The sequence below is a fragment of the Thermosyntropha lipolytica DSM 11003 genome, assembly GCF_900129805.1.
GTDB lineage: Bacteria > Bacillota > Syntrophomonadia > Syntrophomonadales > Syntrophomonadaceae > Thermosyntropha > Thermosyntropha lipolytica.
Genome location: NZ_FQWY01000004.1, coordinates 54,394 through 76,106, shown reverse-complemented (window position 1 = coordinate 76,106; position 21,713 = coordinate 54,394). Strand labels below are relative to the sequence as shown.

22 protein-coding genes are annotated in these 21,713 nt (G+C 43.6%); 5 read left to right on the top strand and 17 right to left on the bottom strand.

The window, feature by feature from the left end; translation table 11 throughout:
- The first annotated feature begins 239 nt into the window (after window positions 1–239).
- Complete coding sequence (locus BUB92_RS01705) at window positions 240–1,115, top strand: DMT family transporter (protein WP_073089277.1); 876 nt, start codon at window positions 240–242, stop codon at window positions 1,113–1,115.
- A gap of 20 nt (window positions 1,116–1,135) precedes the next feature.
- Here BUB92_RS01705 and BUB92_RS01700 read toward each other — a convergent pair whose 3' ends face one another.
- The 12 genes from BUB92_RS01700 to BUB92_RS01645 form a co-directional block, all read right to left on the bottom strand.
- Window positions 1,136–1,435: a DUF167 domain-containing protein gene (locus tag BUB92_RS01700; protein WP_073089276.1), complete on the bottom strand. Its 300-nt coding sequence runs from the start codon at window positions 1,433–1,435 to the stop codon at window positions 1,136–1,138.
- Window positions 1,413–1,934 (bottom strand): DivIVA domain-containing protein, encoded by a 522-nt coding sequence (locus BUB92_RS01695; protein WP_073089274.1) that lies wholly within the window; start codon window positions 1,932–1,934, stop codon window positions 1,413–1,415. The genes BUB92_RS01700 and BUB92_RS01695 overlap by 23 nt, the downstream gene beginning before the upstream one ends.
- A gap of 21 nt (window positions 1,935–1,955) precedes the next feature.
- On the bottom strand, window positions 1,956–3,851 hold the full coding sequence (locus tag BUB92_RS01690; RefSeq protein WP_073089272.1) for a peptidase U32 family protein: 1,896 nt from the start codon (window positions 3,849–3,851) through the stop codon (window positions 1,956–1,958).
- Window positions 3,852–3,863: 12 nt separating this feature from the next.
- Complete coding sequence (locus tag BUB92_RS01685; protein ID WP_073089270.1) at window positions 3,864–4,127, bottom strand: YggT family protein; 264 nt, start codon at window positions 4,125–4,127, stop codon at window positions 3,864–3,866.
- A gap of 20 nt (window positions 4,128–4,147) precedes the next feature.
- Entirely contained in the window at window positions 4,148–4,954 is an 807-nt protein-coding gene (gene proC / locus BUB92_RS01680) for a pyrroline-5-carboxylate reductase (RefSeq protein WP_073089269.1), read from the bottom strand.
- Window positions 4,955–5,377, bottom strand: a complete 423-nt coding sequence (locus BUB92_RS01675; protein WP_073089267.1) for a cell division protein SepF — start codon at window positions 5,375–5,377, stop codon at window positions 4,955–4,957.
- Between the two features lie 23 nt (window positions 5,378–5,400).
- Window positions 5,401–6,084, bottom strand: a complete 684-nt coding sequence (locus tag BUB92_RS01670; RefSeq protein ID WP_073089265.1) for a YggS family pyridoxal phosphate-dependent enzyme — start codon at window positions 6,082–6,084, stop codon at window positions 5,401–5,403.
- Between the two features lie 22 nt (window positions 6,085–6,106).
- Entirely contained in the window at window positions 6,107–7,150 is a 1,044-nt protein-coding gene (gene pnpS / locus BUB92_RS01665) for a two-component system histidine kinase PnpS (protein ID WP_073089263.1), read from the bottom strand.
- A 26-nt stretch (window positions 7,151–7,176) separates the two neighbouring features.
- Complete coding sequence (locus BUB92_RS01660) at window positions 7,177–7,890, bottom strand: response regulator transcription factor (protein WP_073089318.1); 714 nt, start codon at window positions 7,888–7,890, stop codon at window positions 7,177–7,179.
- A 10-nt stretch (window positions 7,891–7,900) separates the two neighbouring features.
- A complete protein-coding gene (pgeF, locus tag BUB92_RS01655) occupies window positions 7,901–8,716 on the bottom strand; it encodes a peptidoglycan editing factor PgeF (protein ID WP_073089262.1) in 816 nt (271 codons plus the stop codon).
- An 18-nt stretch (window positions 8,717–8,734) separates the two neighbouring features.
- Complete coding sequence (nrdR, locus tag BUB92_RS01650; protein WP_073089317.1) at window positions 8,735–9,187, bottom strand: transcriptional regulator NrdR; 453 nt, start codon at window positions 9,185–9,187, stop codon at window positions 8,735–8,737.
- 71 nt (window positions 9,188–9,258) lie between these two features.
- The gene (locus BUB92_RS01645) at window positions 9,259–9,549 is read right to left on the bottom strand and encodes a YlmC/YmxH family sporulation protein (protein WP_073089260.1); all 291 of its coding nucleotides are present in this window, start codon (window positions 9,547–9,549) and stop codon (window positions 9,259–9,261) included.
- 248 nt (window positions 9,550–9,797) lie between these two features.
- Here BUB92_RS01645 and flgG point away from each other — a divergent pair, with 248 nt between their 5' ends.
- The 3 genes from flgG to BUB92_RS01630 all read left to right on the top strand — a co-directional run bounded on the left by flgG (window position 9,798) and on the right by BUB92_RS01630 (window position 11,324).
- Entirely contained in the window at window positions 9,798–10,583 is a 786-nt protein-coding gene (flgG, locus tag BUB92_RS01640; RefSeq protein ID WP_073089258.1) for a flagellar basal-body rod protein FlgG, read from the top strand.
- A gap of 21 nt (window positions 10,584–10,604) precedes the next feature.
- Complete coding sequence (locus tag BUB92_RS01635) at window positions 10,605–10,943, top strand: rod-binding protein (RefSeq protein ID WP_073089257.1); 339 nt, start codon at window positions 10,605–10,607, stop codon at window positions 10,941–10,943.
- 129 nt (window positions 10,944–11,072) lie between these two features.
- Window positions 11,073–11,324, top strand: coding sequence for a hypothetical protein (locus BUB92_RS01630; protein ID WP_073089255.1), 252 nt, complete (start codon window positions 11,073–11,075; stop codon window positions 11,322–11,324).
- A gap of 41 nt (window positions 11,325–11,365) precedes the next feature.
- On the opposite strand, the gene tyrS is transcribed toward BUB92_RS01630, so the two are convergent.
- Window positions 11,366–12,580: a tyrosine--tRNA ligase gene (gene tyrS / locus BUB92_RS01625; protein WP_073089253.1), complete on the bottom strand. Its 1,215-nt coding sequence runs from the start codon at window positions 12,578–12,580 to the stop codon at window positions 11,366–11,368.
- A 168-nt stretch (window positions 12,581–12,748) separates the two neighbouring features.
- On the opposite strand from tyrS, the gene BUB92_RS01620 reads away from it, so the two are divergent.
- Entirely contained in the window at window positions 12,749–15,139 is a 2,391-nt protein-coding gene (locus BUB92_RS01620) for a transglycosylase domain-containing protein (RefSeq protein WP_073089251.1), read from the top strand.
- Between the two features lie 27 nt (window positions 15,140–15,166).
- Here BUB92_RS01620 and BUB92_RS01615 read toward each other — a convergent pair whose 3' ends face one another.
- The 4 genes from BUB92_RS01615 to BUB92_RS01600 are packed head-to-tail and all read right to left on the bottom strand — an operon-like array spanning window position 15,167 to window position 21,699.
- Window positions 15,167–17,509 carry an endonuclease MutS2 gene (locus tag BUB92_RS01615; RefSeq protein ID WP_073089249.1) on the bottom strand — a complete coding sequence of 781 codons (2,343 nt, stop codon included), beginning with the start codon at window positions 17,507–17,509 and terminating at the stop codon, window positions 15,167–15,169.
- Between the two features lie 2 nt (window positions 17,510–17,511).
- On the bottom strand, window positions 17,512–19,989 hold the full coding sequence (locus BUB92_RS01610; RefSeq protein ID WP_073089248.1) for a U32 family peptidase: 2,478 nt from the start codon (window positions 19,987–19,989) through the stop codon (window positions 17,512–17,514).
- A gap of 20 nt (window positions 19,990–20,009) precedes the next feature.
- Window positions 20,010–20,978 carry an NGG1p interacting factor NIF3 gene (locus BUB92_RS01605; RefSeq protein ID WP_073089246.1) on the bottom strand — a complete coding sequence of 323 codons (969 nt, stop codon included), beginning with the start codon at window positions 20,976–20,978 and terminating at the stop codon, window positions 20,010–20,012.
- Window positions 20,956–21,699 carry a DUF421 domain-containing protein gene (locus tag BUB92_RS01600; RefSeq protein ID WP_073089244.1) on the bottom strand — a complete coding sequence of 248 codons (744 nt, stop codon included), beginning with the start codon at window positions 21,697–21,699 and terminating at the stop codon, window positions 20,956–20,958. The genes BUB92_RS01605 and BUB92_RS01600 overlap by 23 nt, the downstream gene beginning before the upstream one ends.
- Window positions 21,700–21,713: the final 14 nt, after the last annotated feature.

Here is a 21,713-nt window from a genome sequence, read left to right as displayed (position 1 = left end):
TCCTGCCTTGCATTATTAACAATTATAATTATACATTCGTCTGTATTAATCGACAATACTCTTGCACAAAAATTAACTACTAATTTAAAAAATTCCTTTATTAGCCAATGTATATTTTTGCACCACCTGCAGCTTATTTATTTCCTAAATAAAAATTTTTATCTACCTTTTTTGTCAATTCATGCTATTATATTTATTTAGTTAACTGCATAACTACAAGGGAAATGAGGTAGAAAACCATGCACCTTTTTCTTAACAGCAAACAGCTTAAGGCCGAAGCAAGCATGTTGCTGGTAGCTTTTATCTGGGGTACCACTTTTGTCATAGTTAAGAACGCACTGGCCGATATAGGTCCCTTCTGGTTCCTGGCCCTGCGCTTTATACTGGCTTTTCTGGTTCTAGCCCTGCTGGCCTTTAAAAACATGCAAAAAATCGATTTTCCTACGGTTATATACGGCTCGGTCATAGGTTTATTCCTTTTCATAGGCTATACTTTCCAGACTATAGGCCTTAAATATACTACGGCTTCCAATGCCGGATTTATTACCGGCCTCAGTGTAGTGCTGGTGCCAGTCATATACTCCCTTATGTATCGGAAAAAACCAGAAACTAAAACGTTTCTGGCATCCCTGACAGCTTTAGCCGGGCTTTTCCTGCTCTCTTTCCCTACCAGCAGCTGCCGGTTAAATTATGGCGACTTGCTGGTTTTTATATGTGCAATCGGTTTTGCCCTGCACATAATCCTGGTAGATAGGTACTCATATAAACATGACCCGGTAGCTATAACCGGAGTACAGATTTTATTTGTCGGTATTCTTTCTCTCCTTATTGCTGTGCCGGCCGAGCCTTTTCCACCCTCACTAACCTGTAATGCGGTATATGCTATATTAATAACCTCTATCCTGGCTACGGCTCTGGCTTTTTTGCTGCAAAACGGCATGCAAAAATACAGCACTCCCACCCGCTTTGCTATCATACTTACCATGGAACCGGTATTTGCTGCTTTGGCCGGCTACCTGTGGGCAGGGGAAATGTTCTCCTCCAGGGGCCTTATCGGAGCTGGACTTATACTGCTGTCTATGTTGATTGCCGTACTGACCCCCAGAATAAACTAAACAAGCTGAAAAAGATAGTATCAGCCTGTTATCTTTTGACCTATTATCTGCCGGCAGGTTAAGGCATCGATCCCTCTTATTTCTACCACTTTATGCCGTGCCGTTTCTCCTTTTACAATGACCACATCTTTTTTGGGCACACCCAGCATATCGGCCAGAAAAGCTGTTAAGGCTTTATTAGCTTCTCCGTCTACCGGAGGCGCGTTAAGCTTTACCTTCAAGGTTTCCCCTTCCTCACCCGCTATTCCGTTGCGGGACGAACGAGGTAAAACCTTGACATTTAAGCGAATTCTCCCATCAACTTCCGTTATCCTGACCATGCTCATCTTCCTTTAAGGTTATTTTTTCCAGTTTCTCCATAATCTCTTTTACATCCTTGCTGTAGAAAAAATCAGCCATCTCATCAATCTTGCTCTGGTTTTTTTCCAAAAGCTCCAGTTCGCTTCTGAGCTGGGCTTTCATTTCTGCATTAAAAATATTAAGCCTTTTTATAATTTCCTGATATACAAAAAGCATTTCCGCAATTCTGCGCTTGGCATTTTCCAGTATAAACTCCGCTTCCTTCCTGGCATTAGCCTTATATTCTTCAGCTGCCTGCTGAGCCAGAATAAGGCTGTTGTTCATAGTATCCTCTAGTTTACGGTATCTGGCCAGTTCATATTCTAAACGCTGAATCTGTTCTTTTAGCCGGGCATTTTCGCTGTAAAGAGCTTCATAATTCTGGGCAACATAATACAAAAAATTTTTCACCTCTTCTTCTTTCAATCCCCGCATACCCCGGCTGAACTGCTGGTTTCTTATCTCCATCGGTGTTAGCATATTCTCTGCCTCCTCTCCGGTCTAAAACTTGTTAAAAAGGGGATGGGAAGTCAAAGTGCCTGGAAACATCGCGTATATCTCTTCTCCTTCCTCCTTTACATCATAATTGCCGCCTTTAATCTTGCTTACCGCCTGCCGGTAAATTTTAAGGATTCCTGTAAGCTTTGCTTCTTCATAAAACTGACCATCTATCCTTATATATTTAAGTCCTGCCCCGGCCAAAAAAGGAAGGTAAGGAAGCAAACAAAGCTCATGGGGATAAAAAATATAATTGCGGCAGTTGTAGTCAGTAGCCAGGACATAACGGTTCCCCAGCTCATCCTGCAAGGCATAGCTCTGACCACTACACCGCCCGCAGTCTAAACTTTTTCCCTCCTCGCTCCCCGGAAGGCAAAAATCAGTAATAATTCCGGTAAGGGGACCCTGTACCATGATTTCAATCTCTTCATACCCTGCCAGCAGCTGGCTTAAAGAAGCATAACTTAATTCCTGAGACGGATACACCCTTTTAATTCCTTCCCGGTTAAGTAATTTAATAGCTTCCAGATTGCTCAGGTTAAGCCCCCAGCCTCCTCTTATCTCTTTGCCTGTGTCTTTGAGCACATAAAGGCTTCCCAGGTCGTGAACGATAAATCCAGCCAGATAAGATATATGCTTAAGGTTCTTAACCTGGTCATATAAGTCTTTATCCCTATCCAGCATAATACGCGGAAATTCCAGCCAAACCCGGCTGGAGCCAGAGGAAGCTAGTTTTAAAGCTTCATCAATATCTTTCTCTTTCCATACCACATGAGGTGAACGCCATTTTTCCAGCCCAATTATTATATTTTCTATTCCCTGCTCTAAGGCTATCCTGAAACCTGATAAACTGCCTACTTTAACCGTTATCTCCTGAATACACCCTCGGGCATCTGTTATATCATCTTCAATCCTATCCAGCCCAGGTAAAATACGGGGAGAAGTAGGGAAAAAAGGTTCTCTCTCCCCGGTTATACCTATGTCATCCCGATCGATTTTTTTAAAAAGGCTGCCGCTGGTAAAATCCCTTATCCTTGCCGTATAGAGCTTTTCATAATCCTTTCTTTCCTCATCATAGTCAGCTCTATCTGCCTGCAGACGATCCAGCGCCCGGCGGTAGATACTGACCAGATGGGCCAAATAGTTATGATCCCTCATCCTTCCTTCAATTTTGAATGAAACTATTCCCGCTTCGAGCAGCTCTTTTAAATAGGGATAAAGGCACAAATCATTATGTGCCAGATAATAATATTTCTCTCCCTTGATTTTACCATTTTCCTCTAAATAATAAGGCCAGCGGCAAGGCTTTATACATTTTCCCCGGTTCCCGCTTGCGCCGGCAATAAAGCTGCTCATATAACACTGTCCAGTATGGGATATGCACATATCGCCATGGACAAAAAACTCCATGCCCAGAGATGTAGTGCTGCTTATATCCCTTATCTCTTCTAAAGCAAGGTTTTTGGAAAGTATAACCCGGCTAAAGCCTAAATTCTCAAGCATTTTAACCGCTGCTCTATTATTTATCCCCATCTGCACACTGGCATGTAAAGGAAGGTCAATCCCCGTCTCCCGCAACAGAGAAACCAGGCCCAGATCCTGAATGATCAGGGCATCGGCTCCTATTTCCTGCAAATAAAAAAGATAATCTTTCACCGCTTCTATTTCATCCTGATAATACAGGTTATTAACGGTAACATAAAGTTTCTTTCCCTGATCATGCAGATAATCGGCTACCTTTTTAAGCTCTTCATCTGTGAAGTTAAAATCTTCGCGCAAAAGCCGCATATTAAAGCGCTTGCCGCCTGCATATACGGCATCAGCCCCTGCTTCAGCTACCGCTTTTACAGCCTCCCACCTGCCGGCAGGGGCTAAAAGTTCTAGCTTTTCCTGTTTCATGTCCCTACTCTCCTATAAAAACATGTAGTATATTTTCCACAGCAGTCCCTGTACCAGATAAATAGCCAGAATAACCAGAATAGGGGAAAAGTCAATTCCTCCTACCACCGGAACCAGGTTGCGAAAAGGCCTCATTACCGGTTCGGTTACATCATAAACAAATTTAATAACCGGCTGATAAGGATCATGCCTTACAAAAGAGAGAATACAGCGGATAATGACCAGCCAGGATAGAATATAAAGAGCGGTATCTAGAAGTTCAAAAATCAATCGCACCTCTTTAATCCTCCCTGTTTTTAATCCTTCCCCAATTCACGCGCCCGCTTATACGCACTTTCCACCGCTTCAAAAAATGCCCGGCGCATGCCGTTTTCCTCCAGTTTGCGCACAGCAGCTATCGTAGTCCCTCCCGGTGAACAAACAGCTTCCCGCAAAAGGGCAGGGTGTTCGCCCGTCTCTTCCAGCATGGCAGCACTTCCTTTTAAAGTATTTACCACCAGAAAACGTGCTGTCTCCCAGTCCAGGCCTATCTCTACCCCGGCATTTATCATCGCTTCCGCCGCCAGGTAAAAATAAGCCGGTCCACTTCCCGATACGGCCGTAACCGCATCCATCATCTTTTCCTCTACCACACGGGTTACTCCCAAAACCGCAAAAATCTTACCGGCTATATCCAGATGTTCAGGTAAAGCAAAACTTCCCCGGCATAAAACCGCAACTCCTTTGCCTACCAGAGCAGGAGTATTAGGCATAACCCTTATTACCGGCACCGGAATCCCGCATACCTTTTCTATAAATGAGGTTTTTATGCTGGCCGCTACCGATATTATAAGCTTATCTTCCTGCCAGAAACCTCGTCCCTTTTCCAGGACTTCTCCTATTTGCCCCGGCTTTACAGCTAAAATAATTACCTCACTTTCGGCAATAAGGGAAGCTAAATCGGCTATCTTAGCTCCTAATTCGCGGTGAAATTTTTCCTCCTTCTCCTTATCTATATCATGGACGATTAATTCCCCCTGATAAAAAGAAGAAGCGGAAAAAAGACCTTTAGCTATGGCATAAGCCATTTTCCCGCAACCTATTATCCCTATCTTTTTATCCACCTACTTGCTTCCTCCCCAGGAACTGCCCAGTCCATGACGGCGAATTACCGCTCGGTGGTCAGTGGCAATCTCTACATTGCTGGGTGTAAATATAAAGATATGGGGACCTATTCTCTGGCTGTGTCCATCCAGGGAATAAGTAGTTCCACTTAAGAAATCAATTATCCTCTGGGCAATATCAGGATCAGTATGTTCGAAATTAAGTATAACCTGTTTCCTGTTTTTCAGGTGATCAGCCAGGGTTTGAGCTTCATCAAAGCTTTCCGGCTCACATACCACCACTTTCATCGTCTTGCTGCCCGGCAGGCTTACTATGTTTCTGCCGCTCTTTGCCGTTTCTTCCTTCGGTTCGGGAAGTGCCAGCCTCTCTTCCGTTTCGTCCTGTACCCCCAGCCATCTCCAGAATCTGTCTGCAAGCCCCATATTTCAACCTCCCAAAATATTATTTACTCGCCATGAAAAATTGCACTGCCAATACGGACAATATCAGCTCCCTCTTCAATCGCTATCTCAAAATCCTGCGACATACCCATGGAAAGGTATTTAAGCTCAACATTAGGATAACTCTTTTGCCTGAACTTTTGCCTGAGCTGAGCAAGTTCCCGGAAAACAGGCCGCGCCTCTTCCGGATTATCGAGCAGGGGAGCCATAGTCATAAAGCCGGTAATGCGAATATGGTCAAGTTGACTTACCGATTCTAGAAAATATTCTACATCATCCGGCGCAATTCCTGCCTTTTGTTCTTCTCCCGCAATATTAATTTGCAGAAGTGTCGAAACATTCATATGCAAAGCTCTAGCCCTTTTATTTATCTCTTCCGCCAGATTCCAGCGATCCAGGGAATGAATAAGCACCACTTTGCCGACTATATCTTTCACCTTGTTGGTCTGCAAACGCCCTATCATATGCCAGTTGGCCTGCGGCAAAAGAGGGATCTTTTGTTTAAGCTCCTGCACCCGGTTTTCTCCAAAATGAGTTATGCCCAGTTCATAAGCCTTCTTTATCGTATCTATATCGACTGTTTTGCTGACTGCCACCAGCATAATATCAGCTGGATTTCGTCCTGCCTTAAGACAGGCTTTTTCTATCCTTTCTCTTACCTGTTTTAAATTGTTTTCCAGACCAGACAATTTTACCACCTGCCTGCTTCATTTATACAGCTAAAAAACTTACCCCAAAAGTAGAACCTTTACCTATTTCACTGTCGACAAAGACCTCTCCCCCGTGGGATTCAACTATATGTTTTACGATCGCCAGCCCCAGACCGGTCCCACCCCGGTTACGGCTGCGCGCTTTATCTACCCGGTAGAATCTTTCAAATACCCGGGGAATGCTCTCCTGGGGAATTCCCATACCGGTATCAGTAACCGTAATAACTACCCGGCTGTCCCGCTGCCGGCATCTTATAGTTATAGTTCCCCCTTTCGGGGTATATTTTATCGCATTATCCAGGAGATTTATCATAACCTGTCCGAAAAGATCCTCATCCGCATAGATGCGGGGAAGATTGTGGGCACATATGAGTTCCACACATAATTTTTTTTCCGTAATCTGCGGTCCTAATATATTCATAACCCCCCGTATAGCATGCTGCACACATACCGGTTTGGGCCTTATTATCCTCTCCTTGGATTCAATTGCCGACAGGTTAAGCAGATCATCGATAAGCCTTGTCAACCTCTGGGTTTCGGCCTCGATTATGGTAAGAAAGCGGCGACAGGTATCGCTGTTCTCCATGGCTCCATCCAGCAAAGTTTCTACAAATCCTTTTATGGAAGTTAAAGGCGTCCGCAGTTCATGGGAAACATTGCCCACAAACTCCGACCGCATCTGGTCAAAGTTCCTCGCATCCGTAACATCATGAAAAACAGCCACCGCCGCTTCAATCTTTTCTTCATCATCTTTTATAGGCACCACATGCACACGATATATATAAGTCCCGGGAACAATCTCGGTTTCGGTAAACACCTCTTTGCCGGTCCTTATTACCTGTCCTATCATACAGGATATTTTCTCATTTTCCGTTATGTCTTTTAATTTTTTCCCTAAAAGTCCCCCCTCTTTTACTAAAAACAGGCTTTCCGCGGCTTTATTGGCCATGATTATGCTCTCATCCAGATCAAAGATTATAACCGCATCAATCATACTATCAATAATCGTCTGTATTTTGCGGCTGCTGCTCATAAGATTAAGCATAAACCCTTCCCCCACATTTAATAATATTAGCCTTCATTGTCCACAAATTTATAGCCTACACCTCTTACGGTTTCAATATACTGCGGATAGCTGGAATCATCCTTCAGTTTTTGCCGCAAATGCCTTATATGGACATCAACCGTGCGCGTATCGCCGGAAAATTCATATCCCCACACCTTTTCCAGCAGAGCTTCACGGGTAAAAACCTTGCCCCGGTTCGAAGCCATTAAGCTTAAAAGCTCGAATTCCTTCGGAGTCAAATCCAGCTTTTCTTCCCCCAGAAACGCTTCATACCGGTCAGGGACTACGGTTAAATCCTTAAAAACATAAGCTTTTTTCCCCATAGCCTTTTCGGCCTGCAATATCTTCAGGGCCCTGAGCCTGGCCTTTACACGGGCTACCATCTCCCGGGGACTAAAAGGTTTCTTTATATAGTCATCAGCCCCCATTTCTAAACCTAAAACGGTGTCAATTTCCTCTCCCTTCGCCGTAAGCATTATGATAGGTATGGCACAATATTCCGGCATCTGTTTCAGGGTGCGGCAAACCTCCAGCCCATCCATGCCGGGAAGCATGATATCAAGTATAATAAGATCAGGCACATGTTTTTGCACCATTTCTACAGCTGTCAAACCATCATAAGCTTCCAAAACCTTAAATCCTTCTTTTTCCAGATTGAATTTAACCAGCTCCACAATATGGGTTTCATCATCAACTACCAGGATCTTATTATTAAACAACCTTATCACCTCACTTGCGCATCCCGATAACCGCTGCCATTCTTCCTGTTAACCCCTTATCCCGCCGGTAAGAAAAGAAATATTCACTGCAGCAGGCTGTACACAAATCACAGACAATTATGTTTTCCGGTTTTATGCCGCTTTCTATGAGCAGCCTGCGGTTAGTTTCCTTTAAATCCCAGTAAAAAGCATTATCTCTTTCCTCCAGCAAATCACCTAAATGTCCAAGTTCCCTTTCCACCCTAACTGCCAGGTCAGGACTTATCTCAAAACAGCATTTGCCAATACCTGGTCCTATAAAAACTTCCAGATGAGAAGGTGAGCTTTTAAAAGCTTCCTGCATTTTGCGGATGGTCTCTGCGGCAATCCCGCTTATAGTTCCTTTCCAGCCACTGTGGGCAAGGCCGATGGCCTTTCTTACCGGATCATAAAAATAGAGGCTGATACAGTCAGCATAAAAAGTTATAAGATAAAGATCAGGTTCAGCCGTAACCATAGCGTCGCAGCCGGCAATGGCAGTGGCATAATCAAAGACTCCCCTTCCCCTGTGTTCTCTACCTACCAGGGCCACCTCATTTCCATGTACCTGCTCACAGCAAACCGCCTGGTCAGGGCTTGTCCCCAGCAAAGCCAAAACCCGCCTTCGGTTTTCCTCTACCCTGTCTTTCTCATCACCTACATGCAGCCCTAGATTAAGGGAAGAAAAAGGTCCCAGGCTTACTCCCCCCTTACGGGAGGAAAAAAGCATATTAACTCCCCTCTCCTGCCAGGAAGGCACCGTAATATAAGCTATATCCTGTTTATTATGCCATATCCATTTTTGCATAAAGGCATCCTTTCCTTCTTATTTTTCTTTCATCTGTTCTATCGTCTTGATAAAACTGTCTAAATCAGCAAATTTGCGATAAACAGAAGCAAAGCGCACATAAGCTACTTCATCCACCTTCTTTAGCCTGTCCATCACCATTTCACCAATAACCTTGCTGCTTACCTCACGGTCATAGTTGTCCCTTAACTCCCTTTCAATATCAGCCACCATATTTTCAATTTCTTCCATACTGACTGATCTTTTTTCACAGGCCCGGGTAATACCGTTTAATATCTTTTCCCGGTTAAACTGCTCCCGGTTGCCATCATTTTTTATCACCAGAAGCGGCCTTTCCTCAATTCTCTCATAAGTAGTAAACCGTTTCCGGCAGGAGTTGCACTCCCGCCTTCTTCTTATACAGGTTCCGTCATCACTGGATCGGGAATCAACCACCCGGCTCTCATATTCACCGCAGTAAGGGCAGCGCATGTCTCCCACCCCTAAAATATTGTTCTTTAGCTTATTATGCCGGAATAAAATGCTTAGTTCAACTGCTCCCATCAAAAATCATCTTCATCTAAAAGATAACTCCTCCTGCGCCCTTCTATTTCGGTTACGGTCGGAACTTCAACCAGCACAACATCTCGTCCTATGCGAATAATCTTTTCCCAGGGAATTACCAGCTCTTCCCTCCGGGTAAAAATTCCCAGGCCCCGGCTTCTTCCCGGCAATATTAAAGCCGTTACCCTGCCGTTTTCTAAATCTAAATCTATATCAATTATATTGCCTAATTTTCTACCATCTAAAATATTTACCACATCACGGGTTTTCAAATCAGAAATTTTTATCACCGCCATCTTCTCCTTTCCTTGCCTGATAAAGGTTTATTTTTAATATATGAAAAATAAAAACAAAAGTTTCCCTTTTATAAAAGAGATAAAAACAGCCTAAAATTTTGCTAAACCAAATTCCTTTTTTTACGATAATATACTATGATATATACTGGTAACCCGGGCTGGACTCGAAAAGAGGGGCCCGTGCAGTGCCGACCGACTGAGGCACTGATCTTAACAATTCCTTAAAGGAGGAAAAATTTCTTATGATGAGGGCTCTCTATACAGCAAGTACAGGCATGTACGCTCAGCAGCTCAATGTAGATACTATTGCGCACAATATGTCTAATGTCAACACTATTGGTTTTAAAAAACAGCGGGTAGAATTTCAGGACCTCCTTTATCAAACGATAAAAAGGCCGGCTGCTAATGAAGACATTAACCAGCCGGTGGGCATGCAGGTTGGTCTGGGGGTAAAACCAGCCGCTATAACCACCCTGTTTTCCCAGGGCAATCTGCAGGCTACTGATAACCCGCTGGATGTAGCTATTGTAGGTTCCGGCTTTTTCAAGGTAGAAGTTCCGGGCCGCGATGAACCTCTTTATACCCGCAATGGAGCATTTAAACTTGATGCCGAAGGCAACCTGGTAACTTCAGACGGTTATAAAGTAGTAGGAGTAGAAGCAATAGAACAGGGTGCTTATGATATAGTAATCGAAAAAAACGGCCGGGTAACCTATATGCTGCCCGACAGTGATGAGCCGATTGAAGCAGGCCAGATTGAGCTGGCCAAATTCACCAATCCCGCCGGCCTGCAAAAAATTGGTTCCAGCCTTTTTGCCCCTACAGCTAATTCCGGGGAACCAGAAGACTGGGATCCCGAAGAAGACAATACCATTTATTTAGAAGCCGGTTATCTGGAAATGTCCAATGTCCAGATTGTAGAAGAAATGGTTAATCTGATTACTGCCCAGAGAGCATATGAAATAAATTCCAAGGTAATTCAATCCTCAGATGAAATGCTGCAAACCGCCAGCAATCTGAGAAGATAATTTTAAGGCAGGGAGAAAAAAATGAAAATAAATACCTCATCTATAGCTAATTCCCCTTCTTATCTTAAAACTATTTCTTCTTCTCCTCAGGATAAAAGCTTTGAACAGAAACTAAAGGCAGCTCTAGGGGAAAAAGATGATGCCAGATTATATGCAGCGTGCCAGGAAATGGAGAGCGTTTTTTTAAGCAAGGTTTTGCAGGCTATGCGTAGCACTATCCCGCGCAGCGGGCTTATTGATTACAGTTTGGCTCTTGATACCTTTGAAGGCATGCTATTTGATGAATATGCTAAAAAAATAAGCCAGAGCAAATCTACCGGCCTGGCCGACCTCCTGTATGAACAGCTTAAAAAACGCTAAAAAATAGATTAAAACGTAAAACGCCTTTTCCCGTTTTACGTTTTAATTTTTGGCTTTTTACATATAATGTTTAAACACAGCCCCTTAATAAAGGGGCACTATCCTTTTAAATGACAGTGAGGTGAAAATATGCGCACTTTAGTAGCCACTGCTCTATACAATTCCAAAGGAAGGGAAATCTACTGCATAACCCCCAAAGTTACCGCCGATCAGCTTAAAACCCTGCGCAGCCTGAGTCGGGAACAACTGGAAGATGCAGGATTCACCTTCATAAATATCATATCTCCGGAATTTCACAACATAAAAGGGCATGCTATCTTTTTTGAAGGACATCTGGACGAAATGGGCAAAGTGTTAAAATCATTAAAAAGAGGAGTTTAAAAGTAAGCGTCGGGACTTAAATCTTGCCCGACGCTCTTATTCTATTTTATAATGCGTATAAATTTTCTCCTACCTACCTGGACTACCATAGAGCGGTCTAGCAGCAGGGTTTCGCTTTGGTGTTTATTTCCATCTACTTTTACCGCTCCTTGGCTTATCATGCGCTTACCTTCACTGGTAGAAGGCACCATACCGTTTTCATATAGAAATTTGGGAAGCCATATCTCATCCTCTTCTACCTTTATTTCCGGTATATCATCTGGTATATCCCGCTTAGAAAATACCAGTTTAAATCTTTCTTCTGCCTTTCTGGCTTCTTCAGCATTGTGATACATGGTGATAATCTCACAGGCCAGCTTCATCTTAACATCACGCGGGTTAAGCTCTCCTTTTTCCATCCCTATCCGGTAATCATTGATAACTTCCATAGGTACGCGGGTTAAGAGCTCAAAATACCGGATAATAAGCTCATCGGGGATAGACATAAGCTTGCCGAACATCTCATACGGTTCTTCATATATGCCTACATAATTCCCCAGGCTCTTACTCATTTTCTGGACCCCATCTGTACCTTCCAGGATAGGCATCATAAGAGCTACCTGAGGTTCAAAACCATATTCTTTTTGTAAGTGTCTTCCTACCAGCAGGTTGAACTTCTGGTCCGTACCCCCTAACTCCACATCTGCCTTCAGGACTACCGAATCATATCCCTGCATCAGAGGGTACATAAACTCGTGAATAGATATGGGAAGATTGGAAGTATATCTTTTATGGAAATCATCCCGCTCCAGCATACGGGCTACGGTATATTTACTGGCTAAAGCCAAAACATCAGCCAATTTTAAAGGCATAAGCCATTCACTGTTATAATGCACAATCGTTTTCGCCGGATCCAAAACTTTAAAAATCTGTTCCTGATAGGTAGCTGCATTAGCCCTTACCTGTTCTTCCGTAAGCTGCTTTCTGGTCTCTGATTTTCCGGAAGGGTCGCCAATGCGGGCCGTAAAATCCCCGATAATCAGATGAACTTCATGTCCTAGATCCTGAAACTGGCGTAATTTATTCAAAACCACGGTATGGCCTAAATGTATATCAGGTGCCGTCGGATCAAGCCCTAATTTTACCTTAAGAGGACGGTTTTCTTTTATCGACTTATAAAGCTTGGCTCGCAATTCTTCTTCCGGTACAATTTCTGCCACTCCGCGTGATATGAGCTGCATTTGTTCTTCTACCTGTTTTTTTATACTCTCTTCCATAAACTTACCTCCTTACTAAAAAAAAATGATAGCACAATAAATGTGAAATATGCAATAATTAGAAAGATGAGGTTTTTCTCTACTCTTAATTATTTAATATTTACCAGCCATAAAAACTTGCGCAACCATTTTTAAATAAAATTCTGGTGCAGGAGGCTTAAGTATAGAATGGCCAAAAAAAATGCAAAACCAAGGAAAATTTTACGCAGCTTAATATTTATAGGTCTTATAGGACTTGGTATACTGGCTGGCGCTTTTATCTACACTGCGCAAAATCTGCCGGTATTTGATCCCCATCAGCTTGCAGGCGCAGAATCTACCCTTATATATGACGACAAAGGAAACCTGGTAGCTACACTGCACGCAGCGGAAAACCGAACCGAAGTAACGCTGGATAAGATTCCCCCCCATTTGATAAATGCGTTCATAGCTACAGAAGATAGGGATTTTTACGAACACCATGGAGTAAATTTCAAAGGCATCATGCGCGCGGTAATAGTAAACATTACTTCCGGCAACCCTACCGGCCAGGGAGCAAGTACCATCACTCAGCAGCTAGCGCGCAATGCTTTTCTCTCTTTTGAAAAAAGCTGGGAGAGGAAGCTCAAGGAAATCCTTCTGGCTTTCAAAATCGAGTCCAAATACAGCAAAGATGAAATACTGTGCATGTATTTAAATAAAATATATTTCGGCTCCGGAGCCTATGGGGTACAGGCAGCATCTAATACTTATTTTGGCAAGGACGTAAGCGAACTTAATCTGGCTGAAGCCGCACTTTTAGCCGGTCTTCCTCAGAGTCCCAACTACTATAATCCATTTCAAAACCTGGAAGCCGCCAAGGCTCGTCAGAAGATTGTCCTTAATAACATGGTAAAATGCGGCTATATTGATGAAGAGACAGCCGAAGAAGCTTATGCAGAACCTCTGGTCTTCAAATCATCTTTTAATAATGAAGCTTTTAAATACGGCTACTTTATTGATGCGGTGACTGATGAAGCTATCAAAATACTGAGCAGTCTTAAAATATATGACAATCCCCATGATGCCATTTATAAAGCAGGGCTTAAAATATATACCACCATGGACAGTGAATTACAAAGCTATGCAGAACAGGTTTATGCCAACCCGGCTAACTTCCCCAATCAGAGTGCCAAGGGGGAACAGATACAATCAGCTATGGCCGTTATCGACCACCATAATGGAGAAGTAAAAGCGATAATAGGGGGCAGAAAATATGAACAGAGACGGGGATTCAACCGGGCAACTTCTGCCTACCGGCAACCTGGTTCTTCTATTAAGCCGCTTACGGTATATTCTCCTGCTCTGGAAGCTGGCTATATGCCTTTTTATGTGCTGGATGATTCGCCTATTTCCTTTAAAACCGCCAGCGGCATATGGTCACCCAGAAACTATGATGGCAAATACCGCGGTCTTATAACTATGCGTACCGCTGTGCAGTGGTCGATAAACACCTATGCCGTACAACTATTAGATAAAATCGGAGTAAGAACCGGCTTTGATTTTGGCAGGGCCCTGGGCCTTCCTCTTATAGACAGTCCGGGAGCTAACGACCTGGGATTGGCCCAGCTTGCTTTAGGCGGGCTTACCAAAGGGGTAACTCCTCTGCAAATGGCAGCAGCCTATGGGGCTATTGCCAACGGGGGGATCTATTATCCTCCGCATTTCATAACTAAAATAGTCGATGAACACGGAGTAGAAATATACACTTATAAACCATCAGCTAAAAGGGTTATGTCTCCTCAGACCTCCTGGCTGATGACTAATATGCTGGAAACAGTTGTAAACTCCGGTACCGGCACCCGAGCCAAGGTACCGGGGATTATGACGGCAGGCAAAACCGGAACTTCGGAAGAATACAAAGATTCCTGGTTCTGCGGGTTTACTCCCGGCTATGCCTGTGCAGTCTGGATGGGATATGACAAAGATCACACTATGAACCGGGTATATGGCGGAAGCTATCCTGCCGGCATATTCCGGCAGGTGCTTACCAAAGCCCATGAAGGATACCATCCCAAGCCTAAAGCTATACCGCCTGATATAGTAAAAGTATCCATATGCCTTAAGTCAGGAAAACTGGCCTCGGAAATATGCCCGGAAGGTCAGGTAGTAAGCGAATATGCGCGCAAAGATGCGGTTCCAGCTGAAGTATGCGATATCCATGAAGCTGTCTATATATGCCCTGAATCCGGCAAACTAGCTGGCAAATACTGTCCTAATCCTCAGGTCAAAGTGATGGTAAGAGCAGCGGAAGGCAGCAGTGATCCGGATAAAATGCCTGCTGAAAAATGCGATATCCATACGGAACCAAATCTATCAGGAATATTCAAAAGTGAAGTGGCGATCTGTACCGATCCCCGGCATGAGGGTAAGCTTTACCGGGCCAATATCCCAGGCCCCCTGCAGGAAGGAGGCTGTCCTCAGGAATATATACAAAAAATCGTACTTTCTCCCGGCCAGGATCTACCTTACTGTCCCTTTCCTGACCATCAGGTTAAAAAGCGCAAAGTAAAAGAGGTAATTGAAGACTTAACCAGATAAAAAAAGAGGGGCTCCATCCCTCTTTTTTTATCTCAGTTCAACTACGGTAACCCCAAAACCGCCTTCATTGAGCATGCCGTCCCGAAAACTCTTTACATAGCGGTGATTTTTCAGATATTCCCTTACTGCCTTGCGTAAAGCTCCTGTTCCTTTGCCGTGGATTATCCTCACCGGACTTAATCCTACCAGATTAGCATCTTCCAGATATTTTTCAATTTCCATTAAAGCTTCCTCGGCCAGCTTGCCTCTTACATCGATTTCATTTGATATGTGCTGGGCTTTCTTTAAGAAAGTTTCCGCCTTCCATTTTATCTCTTTTTCTTCCGGAGCTTCGGCAACAATTATATCTTTTTCCTTAACCGTAAGTTTCATAATACCTGCCTGTACCACCACTTCCCCCAGCTTGTTCGGAGGTTCCAGCACATATCCCTTCTGGGACAGGCTTTTAATAAAAACATAATCTCCTGCCTTTATCTCCCGATCTGGCTTTAACTCCAGCTCCTCCTCTGCTTCCATCCGGTTCAGGCTAATTCTTTTCAGTTTTTGCCGTCCTTTTTCAATTTCATGCCATTTAGGCGGTTCTTCCTTCTTTTTAAGCAGTTCTTTCCATTCCTGCAAGGCCTCATCCGCTTCCCGCCTTATTTGCCGCACATAAGCTTCGGCTTCCCGCCTCGCCCGGGACAAGATCTCATCTTTTTCCTGATTAAACTTTGCTTTTTCCTTTAAAAGGATTTCTCTTTCCTCTTTTAACTTCTTTTTTTCCTCTTCCAGTTCTCGGAGTAAATTATCATAGTAATTCTTGGCTTCCTTCATTCTTTTTATCATATTGCTTATTTCCGCTTCACTTTCCGGGACCATCATGCGGGCCCTTTCCACTAAATAATGAGGAAGCCCCAACCGGGATGCAATTTCAAAAGCATTGCTTTGCCCCGGCATGCCAATAGTCAGCTCATAAGTAGGTTTTAAAGTAACCGGGTCAAACTCTACACAGGCATTTTCTACCCTTTCCTGCTGATAAGCAAAATTCTTAAGTTCACTTTGATGGGTAGATACAATTGCCTTGGCTCCCTTGCGTAAAATCTCTTCCAGGATTACCCTGGCAAGAGCTGCCCCTTCTACTGGATCAGTCCCGGCTCCCAGTTCATCAAGCAAAACCAGAGAATTTTCATCCATATTTTCCAGTATAGATATAATATTAGTCATATGAGAAGAAAAAGTGCTCAAAGACTGCTCAATACTCTGCTCATCCCCTATATCAACATATATGTTTTTAAACAGGGCAATCTTGCTCTTTTCCCGGGCAGGAATAAAAAGGCCGCACATGGCCATAAGGGTAAGCAAGCCCACGGTTTTCAGGGTTACGGTTTTGCCTCCGGTATTGGGCCCGGTTATAACCAGGATATCAAACTCTCGTCCCAGGTGGATGTTAAGAGGAACTGCCTTCTTACCTAAAAGGGGATGCCTTCCTTTTTCGATCTCGATAACCCCCTGGGTATTTATAAGCGGCCGGTAAGAATCAGTTTTATAAGCCATGTAGGCACGGGCAAAGATAAAATCCAGCCGGCTTAAAATTTGCAGGTTTCTTTTAAGTTCTTCGGCACAGGAAGCTGCTTTATCGCTTAATTCCCTCAATATCCTTTCTACTTCCCTTTTCTCCTCCAAAAGCAGCATTCTTATCTTGTTATTCTGCTCTACTACCGCTAAAGGCTCAATAAAAACTGTCGCTCCGCTTGCTGACTCATCATGTACTATCCCTTTGACTTCATGCCGGTATTCCTGTTTTACCGGTACTACATACCTGCCATCCCGCTCAGTAATTATAGCCTCCTGCAAAAACCTTTGATTCTGCTCTGACCTTACAAAATTCTGTAAATATTCTCTTATGCGTATGCGGGCTACATTAACCTGACTTCTTATATTTTTTAAAGCTGCGGAAGCATCATCTTTTATCTTGCCTTCTTCACTTATGGCCTTGGCAATGGCTTTTTCCAGAAAATAAAGCTCTTCTATGCCCAAAACTAAACGGCTAAGGCGGGGATATTTTTCATGGGTTAAATATTTTTTGGCATTATGCGCCCCTTTTAATAATAGATAGATGTTGTAAAGCTCCTCGGGAGTAAGAAGAGCCTTGATACGGGCTTTATTAATTTCTTTATCCACCATTTTTAAACCCTTTAAAAACAAAGGCTCCTGCAAACGGAGAAACTCCATAGCTTCCTCCGTCTCATCCAGCCACCGGTTTACCAGTTCATAATCGGAAGCAGGCTTTATATTTTCTACTTCCTGTCTTCCTCCTTCAAAATGCGTATATCCCTTAAGCATATCCTGTATTTTGTTAAATTCCAAACGCATAAGTGTTTTTCCATCCATTTTCACATAACCCCACGATAATAATGACATTTAGTAAAATCCGAACGGCTAACTCTGCGCAATTTTTCTCTATACTGCGCACTGTCAAAACTTTCCTCTTCTGCTATTATATCTAAAGCCTGCCGGTATATCCTGACAGTTGCGCTTACTTCCTCGGGCTTAAGCCTTCTCCCCTCAATGCGCACCCCTTCTACCCCTAATTTTGTAATTTTAGGCAGGTCGTCAATAAGGCAAAGGGTGCGGGAATTAAAAACATAGTAACGGCAAAAAGCATCCGTAGTTACAGGAAACTCATAACCTTTCTCATCCTTTATATAATACTCGCCGCGCTGACAAAAGCGCGGGCACTTATCTCTTTCCCCTTCTAAAAGATAAGGAAAAGGGCAGTATTCAGAAACCATCAGGATAAGCTCACCATGTACCAGAAGTTCCGCCCTGCTCAAGTCAGTAAAAGAAGCAAGTTCCTTAAAGCTGAGCTCCGGAGACAGGGCAACCCCTTTTACCCCTTTGTCTAGAAGATATTCCAGGGCATACTGGTTAAAAACATTCAGGGTATAATCAGCCCTGGTCCTTATCCCTTTATCCAGGCACCATTTCATACTCCCCAGATTGCCAGTTAAAACTTCTTCTACGCCTTCTAAAATCTCCGGCCTGAACTCTCCCGGCTTTTGAATACGAGGCAGGCAGGGAATTATTCCTCCATATTCCAGGTTAAGATCAACCAGGCTCCTGTTTACCGCATGTACATCAAAAGGAGCCCTCGGTTTTATAAGCTTTTCCAAAGCTATATATACCCGGTCGGCCCCTGCCTTTCTGGCCGCTACCGCTTCTTCTATCCCGCTTACCGTTATACAAAGCCGGGGTATCCGCTTCCCTGACTTTCGCACTTTTTCCCTTTTTTCCAGATAGGATTTTTTGCTTATTATATACTCCTCTTCTTCTATACGGTCATAACTATAGCTGTAAATTTTATAGAGCTCTTCACAAACCCGGCGCCGGGTAGCATTAATCTCGCTAAAAGGTATTATGAGGGTATTTTCCTCGCCTATCAATACCAGATCTTGCAGATAAAAAGGGGTATTACCCAGTCGTCCTATTTTTTCGCGTAAGGTGGCTGCATCAAGTCCCTGTTTTTCCGCTTTTTCCAAAGGTAAAGCGCTTTCTGCTCGCGCTATGTTTCCGTTATCATCTATAAACTCTAAAACCAGAGGCCGGCCTGCTTCCAGATAAACCCGGGCTTTAACTCCCACTTTAAAGGAGCTGTTCTTTATACTGGCCACAGCTGAGGAAATAAGCTTTTCATCATGGGTTTTAAAAACCCTGTCTCCTTTAGCCACCCGGCCTTCAATTTTTACGGTTATTACATCCCCCTTGCCGGCTACAGCCACCTTTTTTCCATTCTTTCTCATCTCTTTAACTATAAAAGCCGGGTTTTTACCCTTATTCACCCAGATTTCCAGGCCATCTCCCAGCTGTACTTCATCGCTGAGTTTTATTTCCGTATTAAAATCCTTATCCTGGCTTACTACCCTCCCCACATTTACCCCCCGGTTATTGGGGCGCATAGGGCTTAAAATATCATCTTTAACCCCCCACAAATAACCCCGGGATAAATGACGGTTAAATATCTTTAAAAGTTCCTTTTTCGTCTCCTCATCTACAGTATAATCCCCTTTTTCCTCCAGAACATCCAGCATTCGCCGATAGTTTCTGGTAACTACGGCTACATATTCCGGCCTTTTCATACGCCCCTCAATCTTTAAGGAATTAACCCCGGCCTTTTTAAGCTCAGGCAGAAAATCTATCAGGGCTATATCAGCAGGGCTTAGAATATACTGCCCTTTTTCCAGGGCTAAAGGCTTATTCTCCTTGTCTTTATAAAGCCGGTATCTTAAACGGCAGGGTTGAGCACACCTGCCCCGATTGCCGCTTCTTCCCCCTACCATACTGCTAAAAAGGCATTGTCCGGAATAAGAATAGCAAAGGGCACCATGGGCAAAAACTTCCAGTTCTAGATCAGGAACGGCATTTTTTATCTTTTTAATTTCGTCAAGGGACATCTCCCGGGCCAGAACTACCCTTTTTACCCCTTCATTATATATAAACAAGGCTCCCTGTTCATTATGAACTGTCATCTGGGTACTGGCATGAATCCGCAAATCAGGAAGCACCCGGCGTACGGCCTGCATAAAACCTAAATCCTGGACAATCACCGCATCTATCCCCAGGCGATAAAGGCGGAAAAGATAATCCAGAGCCCTTTCCAATTCATCATTAGCCAGCAGAGTATTTATTGTTATATAAACCTTTCGGCCGCGAACGTGAGCATAGTATACCGCTTCCTTTATTTCTTCCTCGGTAAAGTTCTCTGCCCCCTGACGGGCATTAAAATCCTTGCCTCCCAGATATACTGCATCTGCACCGTTTGCGATCCCGGCCATAAAAGAGGCAAAATTCCCTGCCGGTGCCAAAAGTTCCATTTTTCTTACCTTCCTCCTGCTCAGTTGCCATCACTATCAGCAAAACGCTTAACCCTTATCAGTCCTGAACACGGTATAATATTTATCCCTGCCTTTTCCAGTTCATCCAGGAAAAGATTCATGCCCAGCGAATCACTGGCCATATGGCCGGCAATTACGACATTTATATGGTTTTCCTTGGCCGCCTGCCGGTGCTTGTCCGGCATATGCATGCATATTATAGTTCCTACCCCGGCCTGGGCCAGTTTGCTGTAAGCTTCCACTGCTCCTGAGGTTCCTCCCGTCATCTTCACAAAAATTCTGCCACATCTTCTCTTTTTGTCACCTACGATAATTTTAGGCCCGGCTTTCAGTTCTCTGGCTTTTTTATATTCCGGAATTTCCAGCAAAATATCCATTATATCCCCTAAAGTATCAGGCTTACGGGTGTTAAAAAGCTCATCCAGATAGTTATTTACCAGATTATCAGCGGGAGAATGGACACACATAAAAGGCAAGTCAAGAAGCCGGGCGGCATCTACAGCTCTTTGATGGTTGGCCGGCATAATATTCCTCTCTACTTCGGCAATACGGCCTGCCATTACGCCCTCTGCCACATTTATAGGCACCCCAAACCTTGCCAGCATATCTTCCTGCAGATGCATAACATCATGCAGGGCAGCATAAGCAATCCCTTCCGGATGGTGAGCCATAACCAGATCGATTTTGTGCCCTTTCTCACGCAGCCGATCAGCCAGGATTATCTCCCCGATTTCCATATCTATCCCGCACAGGATAGTCTCAACTTCCTCTTCCCCGCTGCCTACCAGAATACGCGTATCACTGAAAGGATTAACCAGGTTTTCTTTATCATAAAATTCCTTTTCGTCTTCCGCCAGCTTTTCATATTCTTTCTCTTTAGCCTCCAGTATCCGGTAAAGGTAATCTCCCCTTACATCATACTTCTTTCCCAGTTCTACTGCCAGTTCATATATCTGGCGCAGTTTCATCCTCAATCCTCCCCTTATCATTTGTTTTTATAACGGCATCTATTCTATTTTTACCATCTTCGCTCTTACTTTCTAAGCGATATAACCTTTCTTCAATATTTTCCAGTTTAAGCAAAATTTTATCCAAAAACTCATGGAGTTTTATTTCCGGCCTTACTTCTTTCTCTTCTTCCTCAAGCAGAGCAAAAAGCTCTCCCCGGGAAAATTCGCCAAAAGTAGGTATATCACGCCTTCTAGCTTCTTTTATCCCCAGATCGCGCCTGCTTACAGGTTCATCCTCATCTTTTAGAAGCACGCTGAAACCTCCACAAGGTTCAAGTATTCCTTTCTCTACCTCATCTATATTTTTTATGCCCTGTTTGCGGAGTTCCTGCATAAGATCATCAATATTAAATTTTTCCCGGCGCAGATTTTCCTTGATAATGCGGCCATTATCGATCAATATAACCGGTTTTCCGGTGATAATATGGGACAGTTTTTGGTTTTTAAGGGCTGCATACCCTACCATATATTCCAGCAAAGCCAGAGTAAAAAGTATTACCACTCCTTCATAAAAAGGTATGCTTTTATCAAGAGCTACCGATACCACAGTATGTCCTACGCCGGTCATAACCACAAAATCAAAAGGGCCCAGTTCGCCTAAAGCCCTTTTGCCTAAAAGCCGTATCATTATGAGAGCCATAAAATACATAATGGCAGCTTTTAAAACAAAACTCAGCACATCAGCTTCCCACC

Coding starts and splice junctions, on each gene's coding strand:
- BUB92_RS01705 (WP_073089277.1), top strand. CDS start 240: ATGCACCTTTTTCTTAACAGCAAACAGCTTAAGGCCGAAGCAAGCATG.
- BUB92_RS01700 (WP_073089276.1), bottom strand. CDS start 1,435: ATGGTCAGGATAACGGAAGTTGATGGGAGAATTCGCTTAAATGTCAAG.
- BUB92_RS01695 (WP_073089274.1), bottom strand. CDS start 1,934: ATGCTAACACCGATGGAGATAAGAAACCAGCAGTTCAGCCGGGGTATG.
- BUB92_RS01690 (WP_073089272.1), bottom strand. CDS start 3,851: ATGAAACAGGAAAAGCTAGAACTTTTAGCCCCTGCCGGCAGGTGGGAG.
- BUB92_RS01675 (WP_073089267.1), bottom strand. CDS start 5,377: ATGGGGCTTGCAGACAGATTCTGGAGATGGCTGGGGGTACAGGACGAA.
- pnpS (WP_073089263.1), bottom strand. CDS start 7,150: ATGCTTAATCTTATGAGCAGCAGCCGCAAAATACAGACGATTATTGAT.
- pgeF (WP_073089262.1), bottom strand. CDS start 8,716: ATGCAAAAATGGATATGGCATAATAAACAGGATATAGCTTATATTACG.
- nrdR (WP_073089317.1), bottom strand. CDS start 9,187: ATGCGCTGCCCTTACTGCGGTGAATATGAGAGCCGGGTGGTTGATTCC.
- flgG (WP_073089258.1), top strand. CDS start 9,798: ATGATGAGGGCTCTCTATACAGCAAGTACAGGCATGTACGCTCAGCAG.
- BUB92_RS01635 (WP_073089257.1), top strand. CDS start 10,605: ATGAAAATAAATACCTCATCTATAGCTAATTCCCCTTCTTATCTTAAA.
- BUB92_RS01630 (WP_073089255.1), top strand. CDS start 11,073: ATGCGCACTTTAGTAGCCACTGCTCTATACAATTCCAAAGGAAGGGAA.
- tyrS (WP_073089253.1), bottom strand. CDS start 12,580: ATGGAAGAGAGTATAAAAAAACAGGTAGAAGAACAAATGCAGCTCATA.
- BUB92_RS01620 (WP_073089251.1), top strand. CDS start 12,749: ATGGCCAAAAAAAATGCAAAACCAAGGAAAATTTTACGCAGCTTAATA.
- BUB92_RS01615 (WP_073089249.1), bottom strand. CDS start 17,509: ATGGATGGAAAAACACTTATGCGTTTGGAATTTAACAAAATACAGGAT.
- BUB92_RS01610 (WP_073089248.1), bottom strand. CDS start 19,989: ATGGAACTTTTGGCACCGGCAGGGAATTTTGCCTCTTTTATGGCCGGG.
- BUB92_RS01605 (WP_073089246.1), bottom strand. CDS start 20,978: ATGAAACTGCGCCAGATATATGAACTGGCAGTAGAACTGGGAAAGAAG.